This window comes from Bacteroides sp. f07, assembly GCF_042854785.1.
Taxonomy (GTDB): Bacteria; Bacteroidota; Bacteroidia; order Bacteroidales; family Bacteroidaceae; genus Bacteroides.
In genome coordinates, this window is sequence record NZ_BAABXI010000001.1 from 1515922 (window position 1) to 1535901 (window position 19980).

Annotated in this window: 9 protein-coding genes and 2 pseudogenes; all 11 read left to right on the forward strand. The window is 48.3% G+C overall.

The genetic code is table 11. The annotated features are described in order from the left end of the window. Positions 1 to 23 precede the first annotated feature (23 nt). The 11 genes and pseudogenes from ACGHVY_RS06110 (at position 24) to mobC (ending at position 19942) form a co-directional block, all read left to right on the forward strand. On the forward strand, positions 24 to 3110 hold the full coding sequence (locus ACGHVY_RS06110) for an efflux RND transporter permease subunit (protein ID WP_390597844.1): 3087 nt from the start codon (positions 24 to 26) through the stop codon (positions 3108 to 3110). Between the two features lie 168 nt (positions 3111 to 3278). Further along, positions 3279 to 4793 (forward strand): TolC family protein, encoded by a 1515-nt coding sequence (locus tag ACGHVY_RS06115; protein WP_390597847.1) that lies wholly within the window; start codon positions 3279 to 3281, stop codon positions 4791 to 4793. Positions 4794 to 4929: 136 nt separating this feature from the next. After that, a complete protein-coding gene (locus ACGHVY_RS06120) occupies positions 4930 to 8172 on the forward strand; it encodes an efflux RND transporter permease subunit (RefSeq protein ID WP_390599653.1) in 3243 nt (1080 codons plus the stop codon). 283 nt (positions 8173 to 8455) lie between these two features. After that, on the forward strand, positions 8456 to 10687 hold the full coding sequence (locus ACGHVY_RS06125; RefSeq protein WP_390599654.1) for a glycoside hydrolase family 3 C-terminal domain-containing protein: 2232 nt from the start codon (positions 8456 to 8458) through the stop codon (positions 10685 to 10687). Positions 10688 to 11052: 365 nt separating this feature from the next. After that, a pseudogene (locus ACGHVY_RS06130) lies at positions 11053 to 13448 on the forward strand (ATP-binding protein). After that, positions 13445 to 14752, forward strand: coding sequence for a sigma-54-dependent transcriptional regulator (locus ACGHVY_RS06135; RefSeq protein ID WP_390597849.1), 1308 nt, complete (start codon positions 13445 to 13447; stop codon positions 14750 to 14752). Before ACGHVY_RS06130 ends, ACGHVY_RS06135 begins: the two are co-directional and overlap by 4 nt. A 95-nt stretch (positions 14753 to 14847) precedes the next feature. After that, a complete protein-coding gene (locus ACGHVY_RS06140) occupies positions 14848 to 15243 on the forward strand; it encodes a hypothetical protein (protein WP_390597851.1) in 396 nt (131 codons plus the stop codon). Between the two features lie 228 nt (positions 15244 to 15471). After that, the gene (locus tag ACGHVY_RS06145; RefSeq protein ID WP_390597853.1) at positions 15472 to 16098 is read left to right on the forward strand and encodes an RteC domain-containing protein; all 627 of its coding nucleotides are present in this window, start codon (positions 15472 to 15474) and stop codon (positions 16096 to 16098) included. A gap of 242 nt (positions 16099 to 16340) precedes the next feature. Beyond that, positions 16341 to 16685, forward strand: a complete 345-nt coding sequence (locus tag ACGHVY_RS06150; RefSeq protein ID WP_249222556.1) for a hypothetical protein — start codon at positions 16341 to 16343, stop codon at positions 16683 to 16685. Between the two features lie 89 nt (positions 16686 to 16774). Next, on the forward strand, positions 16775 to 17896 hold the full coding sequence (mobB, locus tag ACGHVY_RS06155) for a conjugal transfer protein MobB (RefSeq protein WP_390597854.1): 1122 nt from the start codon (positions 16775 to 16777) through the stop codon (positions 17894 to 17896). A gap of 33 nt (positions 17897 to 17929) precedes the next feature. Next, a pseudogene (gene mobC / locus ACGHVY_RS06160) lies at positions 17930 to 19942 on the forward strand (conjugal transfer protein MobC). Positions 19943 to 19980: the final 38 nt, after the last annotated feature.

Here is a 19980-nt window from a genome sequence, read left to right on the forward strand (position 1 = left end):
CCGTGCCTAAAACTAAAGTAAGCATGATAAAATTTTTAATCCAGCGTCCTATCGCCGTGTTGATGGCTTTCACCGCCTGTTTTATAATCGGCCTGGTTACCTATTCCACACTGCCGATATCGCTGCTTCCGAATATCGCCATTCCGGAGATTACCGTACAGGTTTCTGCCGCCAATACATCCGCCCGTGAACTGGAAAACACGATTGTGAAACCTTTGCGCAGCCAACTGATTCAAGTTTCCACCTTGAAGGATATTCATAGCGAATCGAGGGACGGGGCGGGTATCATCCGCCTGTCTTTTGAGTTCGGCACTAATACGGACCTTGCTTTTATCGAGGTCAATGAGAAGATAGACGCCGCAATGAACTATCTCCCCAAAGAAACGGAACGTCCGAAAGTCATCAAGGCGAGCGCAACGGATATTCCCGTGTTCTACCTGAACCTGACCTTGAAGAATGACAATGCTTATAGCACTACCACGGGACAGCAATCCTTTCTTGACTTGTGTGAATTTGCCGAATCGGTTATCAAGCGCAGGATAGAGCAGCTCGAAGAAGTGGCTATGGTGGACGTGACCGGACTGGTGGAACGTCAGGTACAGATTGTGCCTGACGAGGACAAGCTTGCCATGATGGGACTTGCCATCGGGGATATTGAGTCCGCCCTGTCGTCCAACAATGTAGAACCGGGCAGTATGACGGTACGTGACGGGTACTACGAATATAATATCAAATTCTCGACATTGCTGCGTACGGCGGAAGATGTGGAGAATATCTATCTGCGTAAGGGCGACCGCATTGTGCAGTTAAAGGATTTCTGCAAGGTAAATATCGTGCCAGTGAAGGAAAAGGGCGTGTCCTTGTCGAACGGAAAGCGTGCGGTGACACTGGCTGTCATCAAGCAGGCGGATGAGAATATGGACAAGATGAAGAACTCCCTGGTAGGAACGATGGAGTATTTCCAGCGGGTATATCCGGATATTGATTTCAGTATCAGCCGTAATCAGACGGAACTGCTGGACTTCACGATTTCCAATCTGCAGCAGAACCTTTCTTTAGGATTCCTCTTTATCTGCCTGGTAGCAGTCCTGTTCCTGGGTGACGTGAAATCCCCGTTGGTCATCGGGCTCAGCATGGTGGTTTCCATCGTAATCAGTTTCGTATTCTTCTACCTTTGTAATATGTCACTGAATATCATTTCCCTTGCCGGATTGATTCTGGCTTTGGGAATGATGATTGACAGTTCGATTATCGTGACCGAGAATATTTCGCAATACCGCGAACGGGGATATTCACTGCGACGTGCCTGTATCACAGGGACAAGTGAAGTAGTGACGCCCATGCTGAGCTCTTCGCTGACCACCATCGCCGTATTCGCTCCCCTGATTTTTATGAGCGGCATTGCCGGAGCTATCTTCTACGACCAGGCTTTTTCCGTCACGGTAGGGCTGATGGTGTCTTATTTTACAGGTATCATGCTGCTTCCCGTCCTTTATCTGCTGGTCTACCGTACAGGTATCCATACCCGTAAATGGAAATGGCTCTCCTTTAAATTCAATAACCCGGTAAAAGACCATACACTGGACCGTTTCTATGATGCCGGAGTAGACTGGGTGTTCCGTCATAAAACGTCCAGCGTATTGTTTTGCGTCATTTCCATTCCGCTCTGTGTATTCTTCTTTTTCTTTATAGACAAGGAGCGGATGCCCGATATCGAAGAAAACGAACTGATTGTCCGCATAGAATGGAATGAGAATATCCACGTGGATGAAAACAGGAAGCGTGTGGACGAACTTTTTAAGGAACTGGACGGCTGCTCCCTGGAACAGACGGCTTCTGTCGGCAGGCAGGATTTTATCCTGAACCGGGAAAGGGAGCTTTCATCTTCCGAAGCGGAACTTTATTTCCGGACGGAGACTTCCGGCGGGATTGCTCCTTTGGAACAGGAGATATACCGACGGCTGAAAGAACGTTATCCGCTCTCCGTCATTTCTTTCTCTCCGCCGGAGACGGTATTCGAGAAACTTTTTGTAACGGGCGAGCCGGATATCGTAGCCGAATTTTATGCCCGCAACAGGGCGCAGGCTCCTGTCGCGGAAACGATTCGCAAACTGGAACATGAACTGACAGTAGAAACCGGAATCAATCCTACGGGCATCGCTTTTGAGAACCAGTTGAACCTGAGCATCAGCAAGGAAAAACTGTTGCTTTACCGTGTCTCCTATAATGAACTTTACCGTGTCCTGAAAACGGCTTTCCGCGAGAACAGCGTGACTATGCTGCATTCCTACCAGCAGTATCTTCCGATTACTATTGCGGGGAATGAGAAAACCGTGAACAGGGTCTTGCAGGAGACATTGGTACAGACACAGCCGGATAACCGGGGCAATATAGAATATATCCCGCTCCGGGAACTGGTAAAGGTAACTCCTGCCGAAGACCTGAAAAGTATTACTGCCGGGCGTAACGGGGAATTTGTGCCTTTCGATTTTTATGGAGTGCGCGATGCGGACAGGCTGATAAAAGACGTGAAGCAGGTAGCCGGAAATACAGGGGAGTGGGATACCGGGTTTTCCGGCAGCTTCTTCTCGAACCGGGAAATGCTGGACGAACTGGTGGTGATACTCCTGATTTCCCTGTTGCTGATGTATTTCATCCTTTCGGCACAGTTCGAGAGCTTTTTGCAACCCCTGCTTGTCCTGGCGGAAATTCCGATAGACGTTGCATTCGCGCTTCTGCTGCTTTGGATTTGCGGGCATACGTTGAACCTGATGTCAGCCATCGGGCTTATCGTCACCTGCGGTATCGTCATCAATGACTCTATCCTGAAACTGGACGCAATCAATGAACTGCGTAAAGCAGGTGTCCCTTTGCTGGAAGCCATCCATGAAGCCGGACGCAGGCGCCTGCGTCCCATTATCATGACCTCGCTGACTACGGTTTTCGCCATGGTGCCGCTCTTGTTCTCTTCGGATATGGGTTCGGAACTGCAAAAGCCGTTGTCCATTGCCATGATAGGGACGATGTCGGTAGGCACGGCAGTGAGCCTGTTTATCATACCGTTGCTTTACTGGTTCATTTACCGCCGTAAGGCAGTGCCTCCGGCTTGACACTCTGGTTCGTATAGCTTGGCACAACAGTTTCCATAGCTTGGCACGGTTGTTTCATATAGTTTGGCACAACAGTTCCCATAGCTTGGCACTATCGTATTCATTACCTGGCACAACCATGCCTCTTGTTTGTAACATTGATAACTCTTATATAAAAAGATGATAACCATGACCCATCCATTCCGTCTCATTCATAACAGCCTGCTTGCCGGGTTGTTTTTCTCCTGCACCGGCTTGCAAGGGCTGCATGCGCAGCAGCGCCTTGTGCTCGACTTGGAGCGTACGATCGCTCTTGCCAACGACAGCTCCCTGGAGTCGTTCCGCACGCAGAACATGTACCTCTCCGGCTATTGGGAATACCGGACATACAAGGCAAACCGCCTTCCCAGCCTGACGCTGGACCTGACCCCGGCACAATATAACCGGGATATAACGAAACGTTATGATTCGGGCTCCAACCTCGACGTGTACCGCACGCAGCAGTCTTTTTACGCCTACGGCGGTCTGAGCGTACGTCAGAACCTCGACCTGACCGGGGGTACATTCTACCTGGAATCGAACCTTGCCTATATGCGCAGCTTCGGGAATAACAGCGCGACACAACTCACCAGTGTCCCTATAAGGCTCGGATATTCGCAGAGCCTGGTAGGATACAACCCTTTCAAGTGGGAGCGGAAAATCGAACCGTTGAAATACGAGCGCGTGAAGAAGGAGTTTCTTTATAATGTGGAGAAAGTCTCGGAAACGGCCACGAACTATTTCTTTTCCCTCGCCATGGTGCAGGCTGAATATAAACTGGCAAAGGACAACCTGGCTTCCACCGATACGCTTTACCGCATCGGGCAGCAGCGCCACCGGATAGCCGCCATCTCACAAGCCGACCTACTGACATTGAAACTGGACCGTGTCAACGCGCAGAACACTCTTCAGAACAAGGCAAGCGACCTGAAACGGGCGATGTTCTCCTTAGCGTCTTTTCTTAATCTGGATAAGAATACGCAAATCGAACTGAAACTCCCTTCCCGTCCGGGCATGATAAAGATTCCGGTGGATGAGGCTTTGAGCTGGGGGAGAAGCAACAACCCCCAATTGCTGGAATTGAAGCAGAATATACTGGAAGCGCAGCGGAATGTGGACAAGACAAAGAAAGAATCCCGTTTCAACGCAAGTGTGAATGCGAGCGTCGGTTTCAATCAGGTGGCGGATAATTTCGGGGATGTGTATCATAAACCGATGCAGCAGGACCTGGTGGCGGTCAGTGTTTCTATCCCGTTACTGGATTGGGGTGTCCGCAAAGGCAAGTATAATATGGCGCGCAATAATCTGAACGTGGTGAAGATTTCGGCACGCCAGGATGAGATTAGTATCGAAGAGGAAGTGATTATGACAGTGAGCGATTTCAATATCCAGCAGCAGTTGATAGCAAGCGCGGAAGAGGCGCTGGATTTGTCTGTACTTGCTTATAATGAGACGAAACAGCGTTTTATCATCGGCAAGGCGGATATAAACAGCCTGACACTTTCACTCAATAGGCAGCAGCAGGCACAGCGGAATTATATTTCAGCCTTGCAGAACTACTGGCTGAATTATTACAAGATACGCCGGCTTACCCTGTTCGATTTTGCTGCGAAGCTTTCTCTTTCGGACAGGTTCGATTTCAATGGGGGGAAGTTGGTTAAATGATAAATAAAAGAGTTCACCACAGATTTACACAGATAAAAAATATTCATTAAGAAGCATATTCATGATTGAGTATTACAGATAGAATAGGTGAAAATACTCTGTGAGAATCTGTGTAATCCGTGGTGCAATAACGATGATGCAAATTATGGAATCTGAAATAAATAAATCCCCGAAGGCTTCTGCCTTTACGCTGATTGTGGCTTTTGTCTGTGTGGCGTTGGTCGGGCTGGCGCTTGTTCCCCTGTTGCCTGTCAAACTGAACCCGTCACGGACGCTGCCCGGCTTCACGGTACGTTTCAGCATGCCGGGCACTTCGGCGCGTGTGGTGGAGATGACGGCTACCAGTAAACTGGAGGCGATGCTTGCCCGCGTGAAAGGGATTCGGGGAATTTACTCCACTTCGGGAAACGGGTGGGGAAGTATCAGCGTGAATTTGGATAAACATGTGGATGCGGCAGTCGCCCGCTTTGAGGCTTCTACCATTATCCGTCAGACGTGGCCGGAACTGCCGGACGGGGTGAGCTACCCGTATATTCAGATGCAGAGCCCGGGACAGAACAGCCAGTCTCCTTTCATGACGTTTACAATTAATGCGCCCGCTACGCCTGTATTGATTCAGCAGTACGCGGAAGAACATATAAAAACACGCCTGGCACAGCTTTCGGGGATTTATAAGATTAACCTTAGTGGTGCTACCCCGATGGAGTGGCGGTTGGAGTATGATTCCGAACAGTTGCGTACACTCGGGATAAGTACGGATGATATCCGCGAGGCGGTCCGGTTGCATTATCAGAAAGAGTTCATGGGTACTTATGATGTGGAACAGGGCGCTTCGGACAGGCAGTGGATACGTCTGGCACTGGTTCCCGAATCTGAAAACAAAGACTTCGAACCGGAAAGTTGGGATTTTGATGCGGGACGCATACAGGTAAAGATGAAAGACGGGAGAATTATCGGCCTGAATGAGCTGGTGAAGGTGTCCCGTGTGGAAGAGCAGCCGCAGAGCTATTACCGGATTAACGGGCTGAACTCGATTTACCTGTCTGTCGTGGCGGAAGAAACGGCTAACCAGTTGGCATTGAGCAAGGAAGTGAAAGCGTATATGGATGGTATCCGGTCGCTGCTTCCGGTGGGGTATGAGATTCACACCAGTTATGACGCGACGGAGTTTATTCAGGAAGAACTGAACAAGATTTATCTGCGTACGGGAGTGACGGTAGCCATTCTGCTGCTGTTTGTGTTGCTGATTACTTTCAGTCCCAAATATCTGTTTTTGATTGTAGTCAGCCTGTCCGTCAATATGGCGATAGCCGTTATTTTTTATTATGCGTTCGGATTGGAAATGCAGTTGTACTCTTTGGCAGGCATCACCGTCTCTTTGAATCTTGTGATTGACAATACCATTGTGATGAGCGACCACTATCTGAGGCGCGGGAACCGGAAGGCGTTCATGTCCGTGCTGGCAGCTACGTTGACAACGATAGGGGCACTGGCTATCATCTTCTTCCTGGATGAGAAGATACGTCTTAATTTGCAGGATTTTGCCGCTGTGGTGATTATCAATCTGGGAGTTTCATTATTGGTCGCCCTGTTGTTTGTCCCTTCCCTGATTGACAAAATCGGACTGGAACGGCGGAAGAAAACATCTCTTTCAAAACTCGGAAGACGGATGGGCAGCGTGCGTCCCTTTGTGTGGATACGTTCGAAAATGCGGCGTGTTCCGGTTTATTTCAGCCGTTTTTACGGGTGGCTGATACGGATTCTCTGTCGTTGGCGGGTGGCGGTCTGCATACTGTTATTGCTGGCTTTCGGATTGCCGGTATTCCTGTTGCCGGAAAAGATGAAAGGGGATGACAAGTGGGCGGAAGTTTATAATAAGACGCTGGGTACTTCCATTTATAAGGAAAAGGTGAAACCGGTAGTGGACAAGGTACTGGGCGGAACGTTAAGGCTGTTTGTGCAAAAGGTATATGAGGGGAGTTACTTTACCCGCAATGAAGAGGTGGTGCTTCATGCCAATGCTAATCTGCCGAATGGCAGCACACTGGAACAGATGAACACACTGGTTAAGAAGATGGAGGTCTATCTGAGCGGATTTAAGGAAATCAGGCAGTTCCAGACGTCTGTGGAGAGTGCCCGCAGGGCATCCATTCATATTTATTTCACGAAAGAACATCAGAAAAGCGGTTTCCCCTATACGCTGAAAGCCAATATGATCGGCAAGGTGCTCCAATTGGGTGGCGGCGACTGGAGCATCTACGGATTGCAGGATCAGGGATTCAGCAATAACGTGCGTGAGAATGCGGGCTCCTTCCGGGTGAAGATGTACGGGTACAATTATGACGAGTTGTATGCCCGTGCCGAGCAACTGAAAGAAAAGCTTTTGTCCCACCGCCGTATCCGGGAAGTGACCATCGGTTCCGATTTCTCCTGGTGGAAGGATGATTATATGGAATTCTATTTCAATCTGGACAAACGGCGGATGGCGGAGGAAGGGATTGGAGCCGGGAGACTGTTTTCCGCCATTCGTCCGGTATATGGGCGGAATATGGAAATCGGTTCGGTGGTGACGGAAGAGGGCACGGAAAAGATAAAGCTATCTTCGCGGCAGTCGGAAGAGAGGGATGTATGGGCGATGCAGTATTACCCTTTCGAGGCGGGCGGTAAGGAGTATAAGCTTTCGGAATTGGCAACCGTAGAAAAAGGACAGATGCCGCAGGAAGTGGCGAAGGAGAACCAGCAGTATCGATTATGCCTGCAATATGAGTATATCGGCTCTTCGGAACAGGGAAACAAACTGTTGAAGAAAGACCTGGAAGAGTTTAACGAACTTCTTCCGATGGGATATACCGCCAAATCGGAAGAAAACAACTGGTCATGGGGTGGAAAGGGCAACCAGCAGTATCGCCTGCTCCTGATAGTGATTGCCATCATCTTCTTTATTACAAGTATTCTGTTCAATTCTCTGAAACAGCCGTTGGCGATTATCTTTGTGATTCCGGTATCCTATATCGGCGTATTCCTGACGTTCTACTGGTTCAAACTGAACTTCGATCAGGGCGGTTTTGCCTCCTTTGTCCTGCTTTGCGGCATTACGGTAAATGCGAGTATTTATATCCTGAATGAATATAATTCTATCCGCAAGCGTTTTCCGCGTCTTTCACCGCTCCGGGCTTACGTGAAAGCCTGGAACACGAAAGTGATTCCTATTTTCCTGACGGTGGCTTCCACTATCCTGGGCTTTATCCCTTTCATGGTGGGAGTGGAAAAAGAAGGGTTCTGGTTCCCATTGGCGGCAGGCACTATCGGTGGATTGATAATGTCCGTAATCGGGGTATTTATTTTCTTACCGGTGCTGACGTTGAAGAGAAGCAAATGATTGGGATATTTTATATGAATTAAGCGATAAACTGGATATCGAAAAGAAGGACAAACAGATTTTAGGATATATAGCGACTAATAAAATAGTTAGATAAGTGGTGAAATGGTTAAAAAGTAAAATATTGTCTTTTTTAGACAAAATATTCGCTTTTTATTTATTAATAAGTGTGTTTATTTGTAGGCATGATACATATTGGTATGAAGGTCACACATCATTTACAATAGATATGAAAAGAAAAATGACAATTTTAGGGATACTTTGTATGAGTATGCCAATCGTAATGGGACAACAAAACTCATTTAGCGATCAAGAACGAAAAACATCCGATATTGCCGTTTATTTGGATACGAATAGACCAATCGAAGAGCGAGTGAAAGATGCATTGAACCAGATGACTCTTGAAGAAAAGGTGAAGATGATTCATGCACAGTCTAAATTTAGTTCGGCAGGCGTTCCCCGCCTCGGAATTCCCGAAGTATGGGCTACCGACGGTCCTCACGGTATCCGTCCGGAAGTGTTGTGGGATGAATGGGATCAGGCAGGATGGACAAACGATTCCTGTATTGCCTATCCGGCACTGACGTGCCTTGCTGCTACATGGAATCCCGAAATGTCGCATCTTTATGGGAAAAGTATCGGTGAAGAGGCGCGTTATCGCAAGAAAGACATCTTGTTGGGGCCCGGTATGAATATCTACCGTACTCCCTTGAACGGACGTAACTTCGAGTATATGGGAGAAGACCCGTATCTATCCGCCACTATGGTGGTTCCTTACATCAAAGGTGTACAAGAGAACGGGGTAGCTGCCTGTGTGAAGCATTATGCATTGAACAATCAGGAGTTCAACCGTCATACCACCAATGTGCAATTGAGTGATCGTGCTCTTTATGAAATATACCTGCCTGCTTTTAAAGCGGCTGTTCAGGAAGGTGGAACATGGTCGATTATGGGCTCTTATAATCTTTATCAGGGACAGCACGCTTGTCACAACAAACGTCTGCTTAAAGATATTCTTCGTGATGAATGGGGATTTGATGGCGTTGTAGTGTCCGACTGGGGAGGTGTGCACAACACCGAACAGGCTATTCACAATGGTATGGACTTGGAATTTGGTTCCTGGACGAACGGACTGTCTGCCGGAACGAGAAATGCGTATGATAATTATTACCTTGCTTTCCCTTACCTGAAACTGATAAAAGAGGGTAAAGTAGGAACAAAGGAACTGGACGAAAAGGTTAGTAATGTCCTTCGTCTGATATTCCGTACTTCAATGGATCCGCACAAACCGTTCGGCTCTTTAGGTTCTCCCGAGCACGGACAAGCCGGACGTCAGATTGGAGAAGAAGGCATTGTATTGTTGCAGAACAACGGTAACGTATTGCCTATCGATTTGAATAAAACGAAGAAAATAGCAGTAATCGGTGAAAATGCGATAAAGATGATGACTGTGGGTGGTGGTAGTTCTTCTTTGAAAGTGAAATATGAGATTTCTCCGTTAGATGGACTGAAAAGCCGTGTGGGCTCAAAAGCGGAAGTGGTATATGCCCGTGGGTATGTAGGCGATCCGACAGGAGAGTATAACGGTGTGAAAACCGGTCAGGATTTGAAGGACAACCGTTCGGAAGATGAACTGCTCGCAGAGGCTTTGCAAGTGGCTAAAGATGCCGACTATGTTATCTTCTTCGGTGGCTTGAACAAGAGCAATCATCAGGATTGTGAAGATTCGGACCGTGCCTCTTTGGGTTTGCCATACGCGCAGGATAGAGTGATAAGCGAACTGGCAAAGGTGAATAAAAACCTGATTGTTGTCAATATCTCCGGCAATGCTGTGGCCATGCCTTGGGTGAATGAAGTGCCTGCTATTGTTCAAGGTTGGTTCTTGGGGTCGGAAGCCGGAACAGCTCTTGCTTCCGTATTGGTGGGAGACGCTAATCCTTCAGGAAAACTTCCTTTCACTTTCCCTGCAAAACTGGAAGATGTAGGTGCTCATAAACTGGGCGAATATCCGGGTAATAAAGAAGAACTGGCACAGTCTAAACATAGAGGAGACACCATTAATGAAATCTATCGGGAAGATATTTTCGTAGGTTATCGCTGGGCGGATAAAGAGAAAATCAAACCGCTGTTCCCGTTCGGACACGGATTGAGCTACACTACTTTCGCCTATGGAAAACCCTCGGCCGACAAGAAAACAATGACTGTAGATGATACCATTTCTTTCACAGTCAATGTGAAGAATACAGGCACTCGTGAAGGTCAGGAGGTTGTTCAGCTTTATATCAGTGATAAGAAATCCTCTCTCCCTCGTCCGGTAAAAGAGTTGAAAGGTTTCCAAAAAGTGAAATTGGCTCCGGGAGAAGAGAAAGCGGTAACGCTGACGATTGATAAGAAAGCATTGAGCTTCTTTGATGATGCCAAACACGAATGGGTGGCCGAACCGGGCAAGTTTGAAGCGGTTATTGGAAGTTCATCAAGAGATATTAAGGGAATTGTTCTGTTTGAATTAAAATAAGATCTGAATTTTAATATAACTCGTAAGATGTAAATATTTATTAGGCTTTCTCGTAGGAAAGCAATTGAATTGTTTGAAATAAGAGTAAGGAACAGAATAGGGATGGAAATTTCAACTATACTGGGCGATTGTCGGAAAATAAAAAAATGTGTAGTTATATTTTTTATTGAAAAGGCTGTTTTGTATATAATAATATTCTGTTGAGCCAAAGCCTAGTACTATTATGGACTTCAAATGGAAAACGAATCTAATACGACTAGACCTAGATATTGAAAAATATATTATATGGCTGATTAGGGAATTTTTTCTCACTACTTATTTTGGGGGTAGTCAAGCAGGAATGAAGGATGTAAGTATAGATTATTATGTGTTTAAAAATTAAAATATTCTCGGGATATATTATCTTGATATTCCTGCTTGTCTTGACTATTTGTCTTTTTCGTAAGGAACAGATGAAGCGAAACTATTTGCAACAGGATGAACAGGAACTGCTTCATTTCTGGCATCTGACCGGAGAAGCCTACGCCGGCCTGCTGGATCTGGCCACTTATGGAGAGACGGTCAGTGTGTGGGACGAGAACGATCGGGGTACTTATCAGAAAAGGAGAAACGAGGTATGTGGCACATTACAGTCCTTGAAGCAATATGTGCATACATCCGGACAACGGGTGCGTATAGATTCGCTGTGCCTGCTTCTGGAGAGAAAGGAACAGTTGCTTGACACGGTAATGCATACATTCAGCCGTTTTCGTGAAGCCGGTGAAATCATAAACCGGAAAATCCCAGTGATTGCATCCCATATCCGCAATGAGAAAGCGCCTGTTGGAGTCAAAGAGGAAGTTCCGAAGAAAAGTTTCTGGTCCTTCCTCAAACGCAAGAAGAGAAAATCCGTTTATTCGGAACAGAAGGAAAAACGGGAACGGCTGCAACCTGCGGAAAAAGACCGGAAAGTCTCAACTGCAAGTATGCTTCATTCTTTAAACAGGGAACTGACCGGCCGGCAGGAGACTGAGCGTGAACGTCTGCTGGTACAAATGGAGTATCTGTACAATAACAATATGGCATTAAACTGTAGGTTGTATGGTATTATCAAGGATTTTGAATTGGAGACCGACCGGCGCCTTGAGGAACGTTACATGCAGTTCCTTTGGGCACGAGACCGGTCCTTTTATACGGTTTCCACTCTTGCCGTCTTTATTTCATTGCTGACTATTTTACTTTATATCATCATACATCGGGAGTTGAACCGGCGGAACCGATACCGGCGTCAGCTGGAAGCTTCCAACTTGGAAAACACGGAACTCCTCCAATCCAGGAAGCGTATGATGCTGACTATCGCCCATGACCTGCGCTCTCCCCTTGCCACTATCAGAGCAACGGCGGAACTGCTGCCCGGTGAAAAGGAAAGGGCTATGCAGGAGGAATACGCCGGAAATATCCGACATGCGTCAGACTATATGCTTTCGCTGGTGGACACGCTAATGAACTTCTATCTGCTGGATACCGGACAGGCCTGGGAGAACGTCTCCATCTTTCACTTGGAATCCCTGTTTCGGGAGATTGCAGACAGCTACTTGCCATCAGCTAAAAAAAAGAATTGCAGCTGTTGACCAGATTTTCCGGCATGAACGCGATTGTCAGTTGTGACAAGGGGCATCTGCAGCAGATCGTAAACAATCTGCTCTCCAATGCCTTGAAATTTACCGGAAAGGGACATGTCCTACTGGAAGCAATGTTCCATAAGGGAGAACTTTGTATCAAGGTGCAGGATACAGGAACGGGAATGGACAATAATGAGCAGAAACGAATATTTGACGCATTCGAACGGCTGGACAACGCCCGCAATATTCCCGGGTTCGGGCTCGGCCTTGCTATTACTTCCCGGTTGGTTTCGCAAACAGGAGGCTCCATTCGGGTGGAGAGCAGACCGGGTGAAGGCAGCTGTTTCATTGTGTTGCTGCCCCTTATCCTTGCCGATAGCAAGTCACTGAAAGATGAACAGCGGCTACCGATTGACTGCCGGATTGAGGGAGCCCGCATTCTTTTGCTCGATGATGACTTGAGGCAGCTTTCCCTCACACGTGAGATGTTCAGGCGTAACCGGGTCGAATGTGACTGCTGTACCGACTGCCGGAAAGTGGTGGAAAAACTCCGGGAAAATGATTATGATGTCCTGCTTACCGACATCCGGATGCCCGACATGGACGGGTTCGAACTGTTGGGACTGTTGCGCTCGTCCAATATAGAAAGGGCGAGGAGGATTCCGGTCATAGCCCTGACAGCCGGCGTGGAGCCGGAAGCTGAATACCTTTCTGGAGGATTTGCCGGATATGTCCGCAAGCCTTTCCGGATGGAGGAATTGATGGCGGTCGTCTCCCGGAGTGTCGGCAGGGACAGGCAGAGAGCATGGCAGCCGGACTTCTCCCTGATCCTCTCGGGAGAGGATGACAGGGAGGGGATGCTTGATGTCTTCATCTCGGAAAGCCGCAAGGACCTTGACCGGCTACGCAAGGCACTGGAAAAGAATGACCGACCGGCGGTTCGGGAGATCTTGCACAAGAATCTTCCCCTATGGACAAGCGTTCGCCTTGATTATCCGGTGGAGAAACTGCGCGCCATCGTACTGTCCGATTCGGAACTCTGGACGGAAGAACGGATAAAATGCATCCGTGAAATATGGGAAGCCGCTGAAAGACTGATTGCTTGTGCGGAAAACATGAAGAGGAACATAAGACAGGAAAATGAAATGAGACACTCATGAAAACCATATTGATTATAGAGGATGACGTTGTCTTCGGCCGTAGTATCGGCAACTGGCTGAGGAAGAAAGGAATGGACACCACCCATGTGGGTACGCTTTCGGCGGCCCGCAAGGAACTCCAGGCAAAGGAGTTCGATCTCGTCCTGGCCGACTTGCGCCTGCCTGACGGTAACAGTACGGAGTTGCTGGAATGGATGAACGGGAAATACTGTTCTGCCCCGTTCTTTATCATGACCAATTACGGCCAGGTGGAGAATGCGGTGGAAGCCATGCAACTGGGGGCCGTCAATTACCTCTGCAAGCCGGTACAACCGGAAAGGCTGTTTGAAGCCATTGAAAAAGTATTCAACCATCCGAGGCATGACGTAACGGAGTTCTATCGTGGTGAAAGTGAAAAGGCGCGTGAGATGTACCGGCAGATAGGTCCGGTGGCCCGTTCCGACATGTCCGTACTGCTCCGTGGCGCATCGGGCACGGGCAAGGAACATATCGCCGCCGAGATTCATGAACAGAGCCTGCGCAGGAACAAGCCTTTCATAGCCGTGGATTGTGGGGCCGTAACTGACGGACTTGGCGGGAGCGAGTTTTTCGGGCACCGTAAGGGTTCGTTCACCGGAGCGGACAGTGACAGGGTGGGACTTTTCCATGCGGCGGAAGGCGGCACGCTGTTTCTGGATGAAATCGGGAACCTTACTCCCGTAAACCAGATGAAACTGCTGCGTGCCCTACAGGAGAAGCGTTATCTGCCGGTCGGAACAGTAAAGGAACGTCCTTTCGACGTCCGTCTTGTCGCCGCCACCAACGCGGATCTGGAGGGGGCCATAGCGGAAGGGCGGTTCCGTGAAGACCTGTACTACCGGCTGAACGAGTATACCATCCGGGTACCGTTACTCTCGGAATGCAGGGAGGACATCCTTCCACTCGCCGGATTCTTCCTGAAACATTTTTCCGTAAAGTACCGTAAGGAGGTCCACGGCTTCGAGAGGCTGGCGACCGCCGCATTGCAACAATACGCCTGGCCGGGGAATATCCGGGAACTGAAGAATACGGTCCAACGCGCGGTCGTGTTTGCCAAGGGGGGATGGATATCCGTAGAGTCTCTGAAACTGGACCTGAGTATGAGACAGGATAAGGTGGCGGTCCTGTCGGAAGAGGAGAAGGAAAAGCAGCTGATTCTTGCCACGCTTGAGAGGACCGGCGGGAATCGTGCCCGTGCGGCCCGGATACTCGGTATTAGCCGGACATCCTTGTATGACAAGCTGAAAAAGTACGATATCCTTCGTCGCGAAACCGGATATTATTAACATCCGTTATTTGCATTTCCGCCCGCTTCGGGATATGTTTGCCGGGAGATATGAATGGCATTTTAGTCTATAACAGCTTTTAATTCAATCTGAATATGAATATACGACCCTTATGCGGCAGACTCGGTTTTGAGGTCTGCGATTTTGAACGCCGGAGAAGAATGTGGCGGACCGGCTTTCTCCTTCCCGGTGATTTCCGTCCGGTGCACGGAAGCATGTCACAAATCATAGAAGAGCAGCTGGTCATCCCCATAACGGCTGAAATTGAAAGAAGCACCCTTAAAAGGATCAGTTACCGGAAATGGTACAGAGAGGGGAATTTTCGCCTGACAACCGGCGGAAAGCCGTTCGCTCTTGTCGAGATGCCCAACCCGGGCACAGGACGTGTGTTCTTCAGGAAGCTCTCCCCAAATAGAAGCCCTTGTTCCATGAGCACTCCGCTGTATGATACGGACCAATTGTGTATCCTGCTGACGGAAACCGTACCCTGAGAACGGCATGTTCGGGCACATCCCTTACAAAAGGTGTACGCTTGCCGTACAATTTTGTAAAGCGGTGTACGCCTTTTGTGTTTACACTCTACGGCCGAGATTTTGTTTTATCTGACTGGTATTCATTCTGTTAACCGACAATATACCCCAAACGGTTATCTCCGGCATCATATTCGCCCCTGCATCTTCGCCGGAAGGCACCATTGTCAAACCAAGAAAATGAACAGCATGAGAACACTGACGACACACCGCCTGTTGGACTGCTTCCGGGAAGCGGTCCAGGAAAGAAACACCGTTTCGGAAAACATATTGTCATCCGCCTATGATGAGTTTCTTGATTACCTGTTACGACTTGCAAAGGATGAAATGCCCCTTCTTGAAAGACTCAGACACCTATACTATCTGGAGCTGGAACTGGATACCTGCCTGAACATGGCAAAGGAGATACCCGGAAAGTATCTGCATATCTGTCTGGCGAAAGCTGCGGCTCTTGTCAAGACGGAAATCGGACTACTTCACTTTTCCGTGGAACATCCCGAATACCACACAGTCCCTTCCCTTACGAAAGGGAAGGGGCCGGATCTGCCCCCGCTTTACTGGAAGGGTTCCCTTGTCAATCTGATGGAACTGATCGCCTCACTGGATTATTCCGGATTGGTTACGGACGGTACAGGAAACCGACAGTCATTCGCTTCACTGGTGACGGCATTCGAGTCGTTCTTCCATGTCAACCTCCCCAAACCTTACGACCTGCGTGCGGATCTTGCCCGACGTAAGAAAAGCCTCTCGGTGCTGCTTCCAAAACTCCGGGAAACCTTTGAAAAGAATATCGTGAACTGCGGAATCGGGAAGTGAACAGAGAGTAAAAATCCCCCTGTCACAAATAGTCATCTCCTGTCAGTTGTAGTCACTTCCCGATTTTAGGTTCGTATGAATATTATCACTTATTTTGCTGCCGAATAAATGAAACACTTAAAAGTATGGCAAAGATCAGTAATACGCGCAAGCCTGTGCAGGCTGACAAATCAGGCAAATGAAGAGGCGGACGGACTCCCAAGGAGGAATCCCAGCTTCATTCCTACTATTATGGTTTCCGCCTGGACGAATTCCAGAACATCGAGTTCGAAAGGCTTTTCGAGAACTCGGGAGCCAAAAACAAATCCCAGTTCATCCTTTCCGCCCTTTTTGACAAACCGATGAAAGTCGTAAAGATCGACAAGGTGGCAACGGACTACTACATCAAGCTGACCAACCTGCAAAGCGAATACCGCCGCATAGGTGTGAACTATAACCAGGCGGTCAAGACCTTGCATACCGGACTCTCTGAGAAGAAAGCCCTCGCCATGCTCTATAAATTGGAGCAACTGACTATTGAACTAATATCCCTGAACCGGGAGATTATCCGTCTCACCCAAGAATTCGAACAATGGTTGCAAAAATAACATCAGGAGCCTCTGTTTACGGGGCATTATATTATAATCACGAAAAAGTGGACAAGCAGCAGGCACGGCCACTGTCATGAAACCGGATCATGGAACCGGCAGACGGTCATCCGTCCATCCAGCATTGCATGCGTTCCTTTGAACCGTACCTGGCTGCTAACCGTCGCACCGAGAAACCGGTTATCCATGTCTCACTCAATCCGCACCTGGACGATATACTGGCTGATGAGCAGCTGGCAGCCATCGGGCAGGAATACATGGAAATGATGGGGTATGGTGACCAGCCCTATATCATCTACCGGCACGAGGATATCGGCAGGCCCCATATCCATATCGTCTCCCTGCGTATCGACGGGCAAGGAAAGAAAATCAATGATTATAAAGAGTGGCAACGCTCTACCACCGTTTGCCGGGAGCTGGAAAGAAAATACCACTTGTTGCCTGCCGAGAAACAGGAACGTCGTGAATCTTTGCCGCTGGCTGTCGTTGATTACTATAAAGGGGATATCAAGCACCAGATAGCAGGTGTGGTCAAGCCCGTCATGCAAGGGTACAAATTCCAATCCATTAAGGAATTTAAAGCCCTGCTCGGGCTTTTCCATGTGACGGTGGAAGAAACCCGTAAAACGATAGAGGGGAAGACCTGCCATGGACTGGTTTATGCGGCTACCGATGAGAAGGGTGACCGGGTGGGCGTAGCCATCAAATCCAGCAAGATCGGCAAGAGTGTAGGATATGCGGCACTTCAAAAGAAATTTTTCAAAAGTAAGCAATGGATGGCAAAACATCCGATACCCGAGGGGACGAAAGAAGCGATTGCCACGGCTCTGAAACAGGATACCCGTCAGGAATTCCTGCAGGCTTTAAGTAAGAAAGGCATCACCGCCATGCTTTATGAGAACGCTGCGGGAGTGATTTATGGAGTTACTTATATTGACCATACCTCCCGAACCGTATTCAAAGGTTCGGCATTGGGAAAGGAATACTCGGCATCGGTCGTCAACCGGCAGTATGGCGTGGTTCTATTGGGAAAGGAAGAAGAAGTGCCTGTCTTGCATCCGACTGGACTGGAAACAAAAGAACCGGGACTGGTGGAAGGAATGCTGGACATCTTCTCACCGGAATCCTATCCTTATCCGGCAGAAGACCTGCCCCAAAGCCCTTACGGAAAAAAGAAAAAGAGAAAGCGCAAAGGTCCGCATCTCGGCTAATACAATGTATCACTATTAATCCATTATGATAATATGTCACAGGACGAAACCAGAGGACTTAATAAGAACCTCGACTTTATGAGGGCTGTCAGCATCATCTTTTTAGTAATGAATGTTTATTATTTCTGTTATCCCTACTTTCTTTCCATGAATCTGACCATCGGTGTAGTGGATAAGATACTGCTCAACTTCCAACGGGATACGGGACTGTTTTCCCACTCGTTGGTCAGCAAATCCTTCAGCCTGCTCTTCCTCTTCTTCTCCTGTATGGGAGCCAAAGGACGGAAGGATGTGGAGATGTCATGAAAGCATATCGGCTGTTATCTTACAGCCGGAGTGTTGCTCTTTTTCGGTAGTGAGTTCTTATTGACAACCCGTTTCTCCGTTACGCTTCTTACCTTATCATATGTATCTACCGTAGCCGCCGGATATATCTGCCTGCTTACCGCCGGAGTCTGGATTACCCGCTTGCTGAAGAACCAGCTCATGGATGACGTCTTTAACGATGAGAACGAGAGCTTCATGCAGGAAACCCGTCTGATTGCCAATGAATACTCGGTGAACCTGCCGACACGTTTCTATTACAAGAAAAGATGGTACAACGGCTGGATCAATGTCGTATCCCCGCAGAGGGGGTGCATCGTGCTGGGATGTCCCGGTAGCGGGAAATCCTACTGTGTCATCAACCAGTTCATCAAGCAGCAAATAGAGAAAGGCTATGCACTCTACTGCTATGACTTCAAGTTTCCGGATTTAAGCCTGATCGCTTATAACCAGCTGCTTAAGAACCGGGATAAATATGCCCGTCCGGTCGGGTTCTATGTCATCAATTTCGATGATCCGCGCCACAGCCACCGGTGCAACCCGCTCAACCCGGCATTCCTGTCCGACATTGCGGATGCTTATGAGTCCGCGTATGTAATTATGCTTAACTTGAACAAGAGTTGGATTCAAAAACAGGGGGACTTCTTTGTGGAAAGCCCGATTATCCTGCTTGCAGCCCTGATCTGGTATCTCAAAATTTATGAAAACGGGCGGTATTGTACGTTCCCGCATGCGATCGAACTTTTGAACAAACCATACTCCGACCTCTTTACCATACTCACTTCTTACCGGGAGCTGGAGAATTATCTGTCACCGTTTATGGATGCTTGGAAAGGAGGCGCGATGGAGCAGCTCCAAGGCCAGATAGCTTCCGCCAAGATTCCGCTCTCCAGGCTGATATCGCCTGCCTTGTACTGGATTATGACCGGCGATGACTTCACACTGGATATCAACAATCCGGATGCCCCCAAAGTACTGTGCGTAGGCAATAACCCTGACCGCCAGAACATTTATTCGGCGGCATTGGGGTTGTACAATGCCCGTATCGTCAAGATGGTGAACCGGAAAGGCAAGCTCAAATGTTCCATCCTGGTGGACGAGGTTCCAACTATTTATTTTAAAGGGCTTGACACGTTGATAGCCACCGCCCGGAGCAACAAGGTGGCTGTCATGCTCGGTGCCCAAGACTACAGCCAACTCGTTAGGGATTACGGCGATAAGGAGGCGCGTGTGATCCAAAATACAATCGGTAATATTTTTGCCGGGCAAGTAGTGGGTGAAACCGCAAAGAATCTCTCGGAAAGGTTCGGAAAAGTACTCCAGCAGCGCAAGTCCATCAATATAACCAGGGAGGACACCTCGACCAATATCTCTACCCAGCTCGACTCGCTCATCCCCGCCTCCAAGATATCCAACCTCTCGCAGGGGGAGTTTGTCGGTTCGGTCTGCGACAGTTTCGATGAAAAGATAAATCAGAAGATATTCCATGCCGAAATCATAGTGGATAACGAACAGGTAGCCGCGGAAACGAAAGCCTACCGGAAAATCCCGGTGATCACGGACTTTACCGGTGCGGACGGTAAGGACCACATGGAAGAGGAAATCGAAAGGAACTACTATCAAATCAAAGAAGATGTGGCGCAGATTATTGAAAAAGAACTGCTCCGCATTGAGAATGATCCCAACCTGAAACACCTGCTGGAAACGGCAGAAGATGAATAATCCCTATATAATTTATTAATCATTTAAATGTTGTAAAC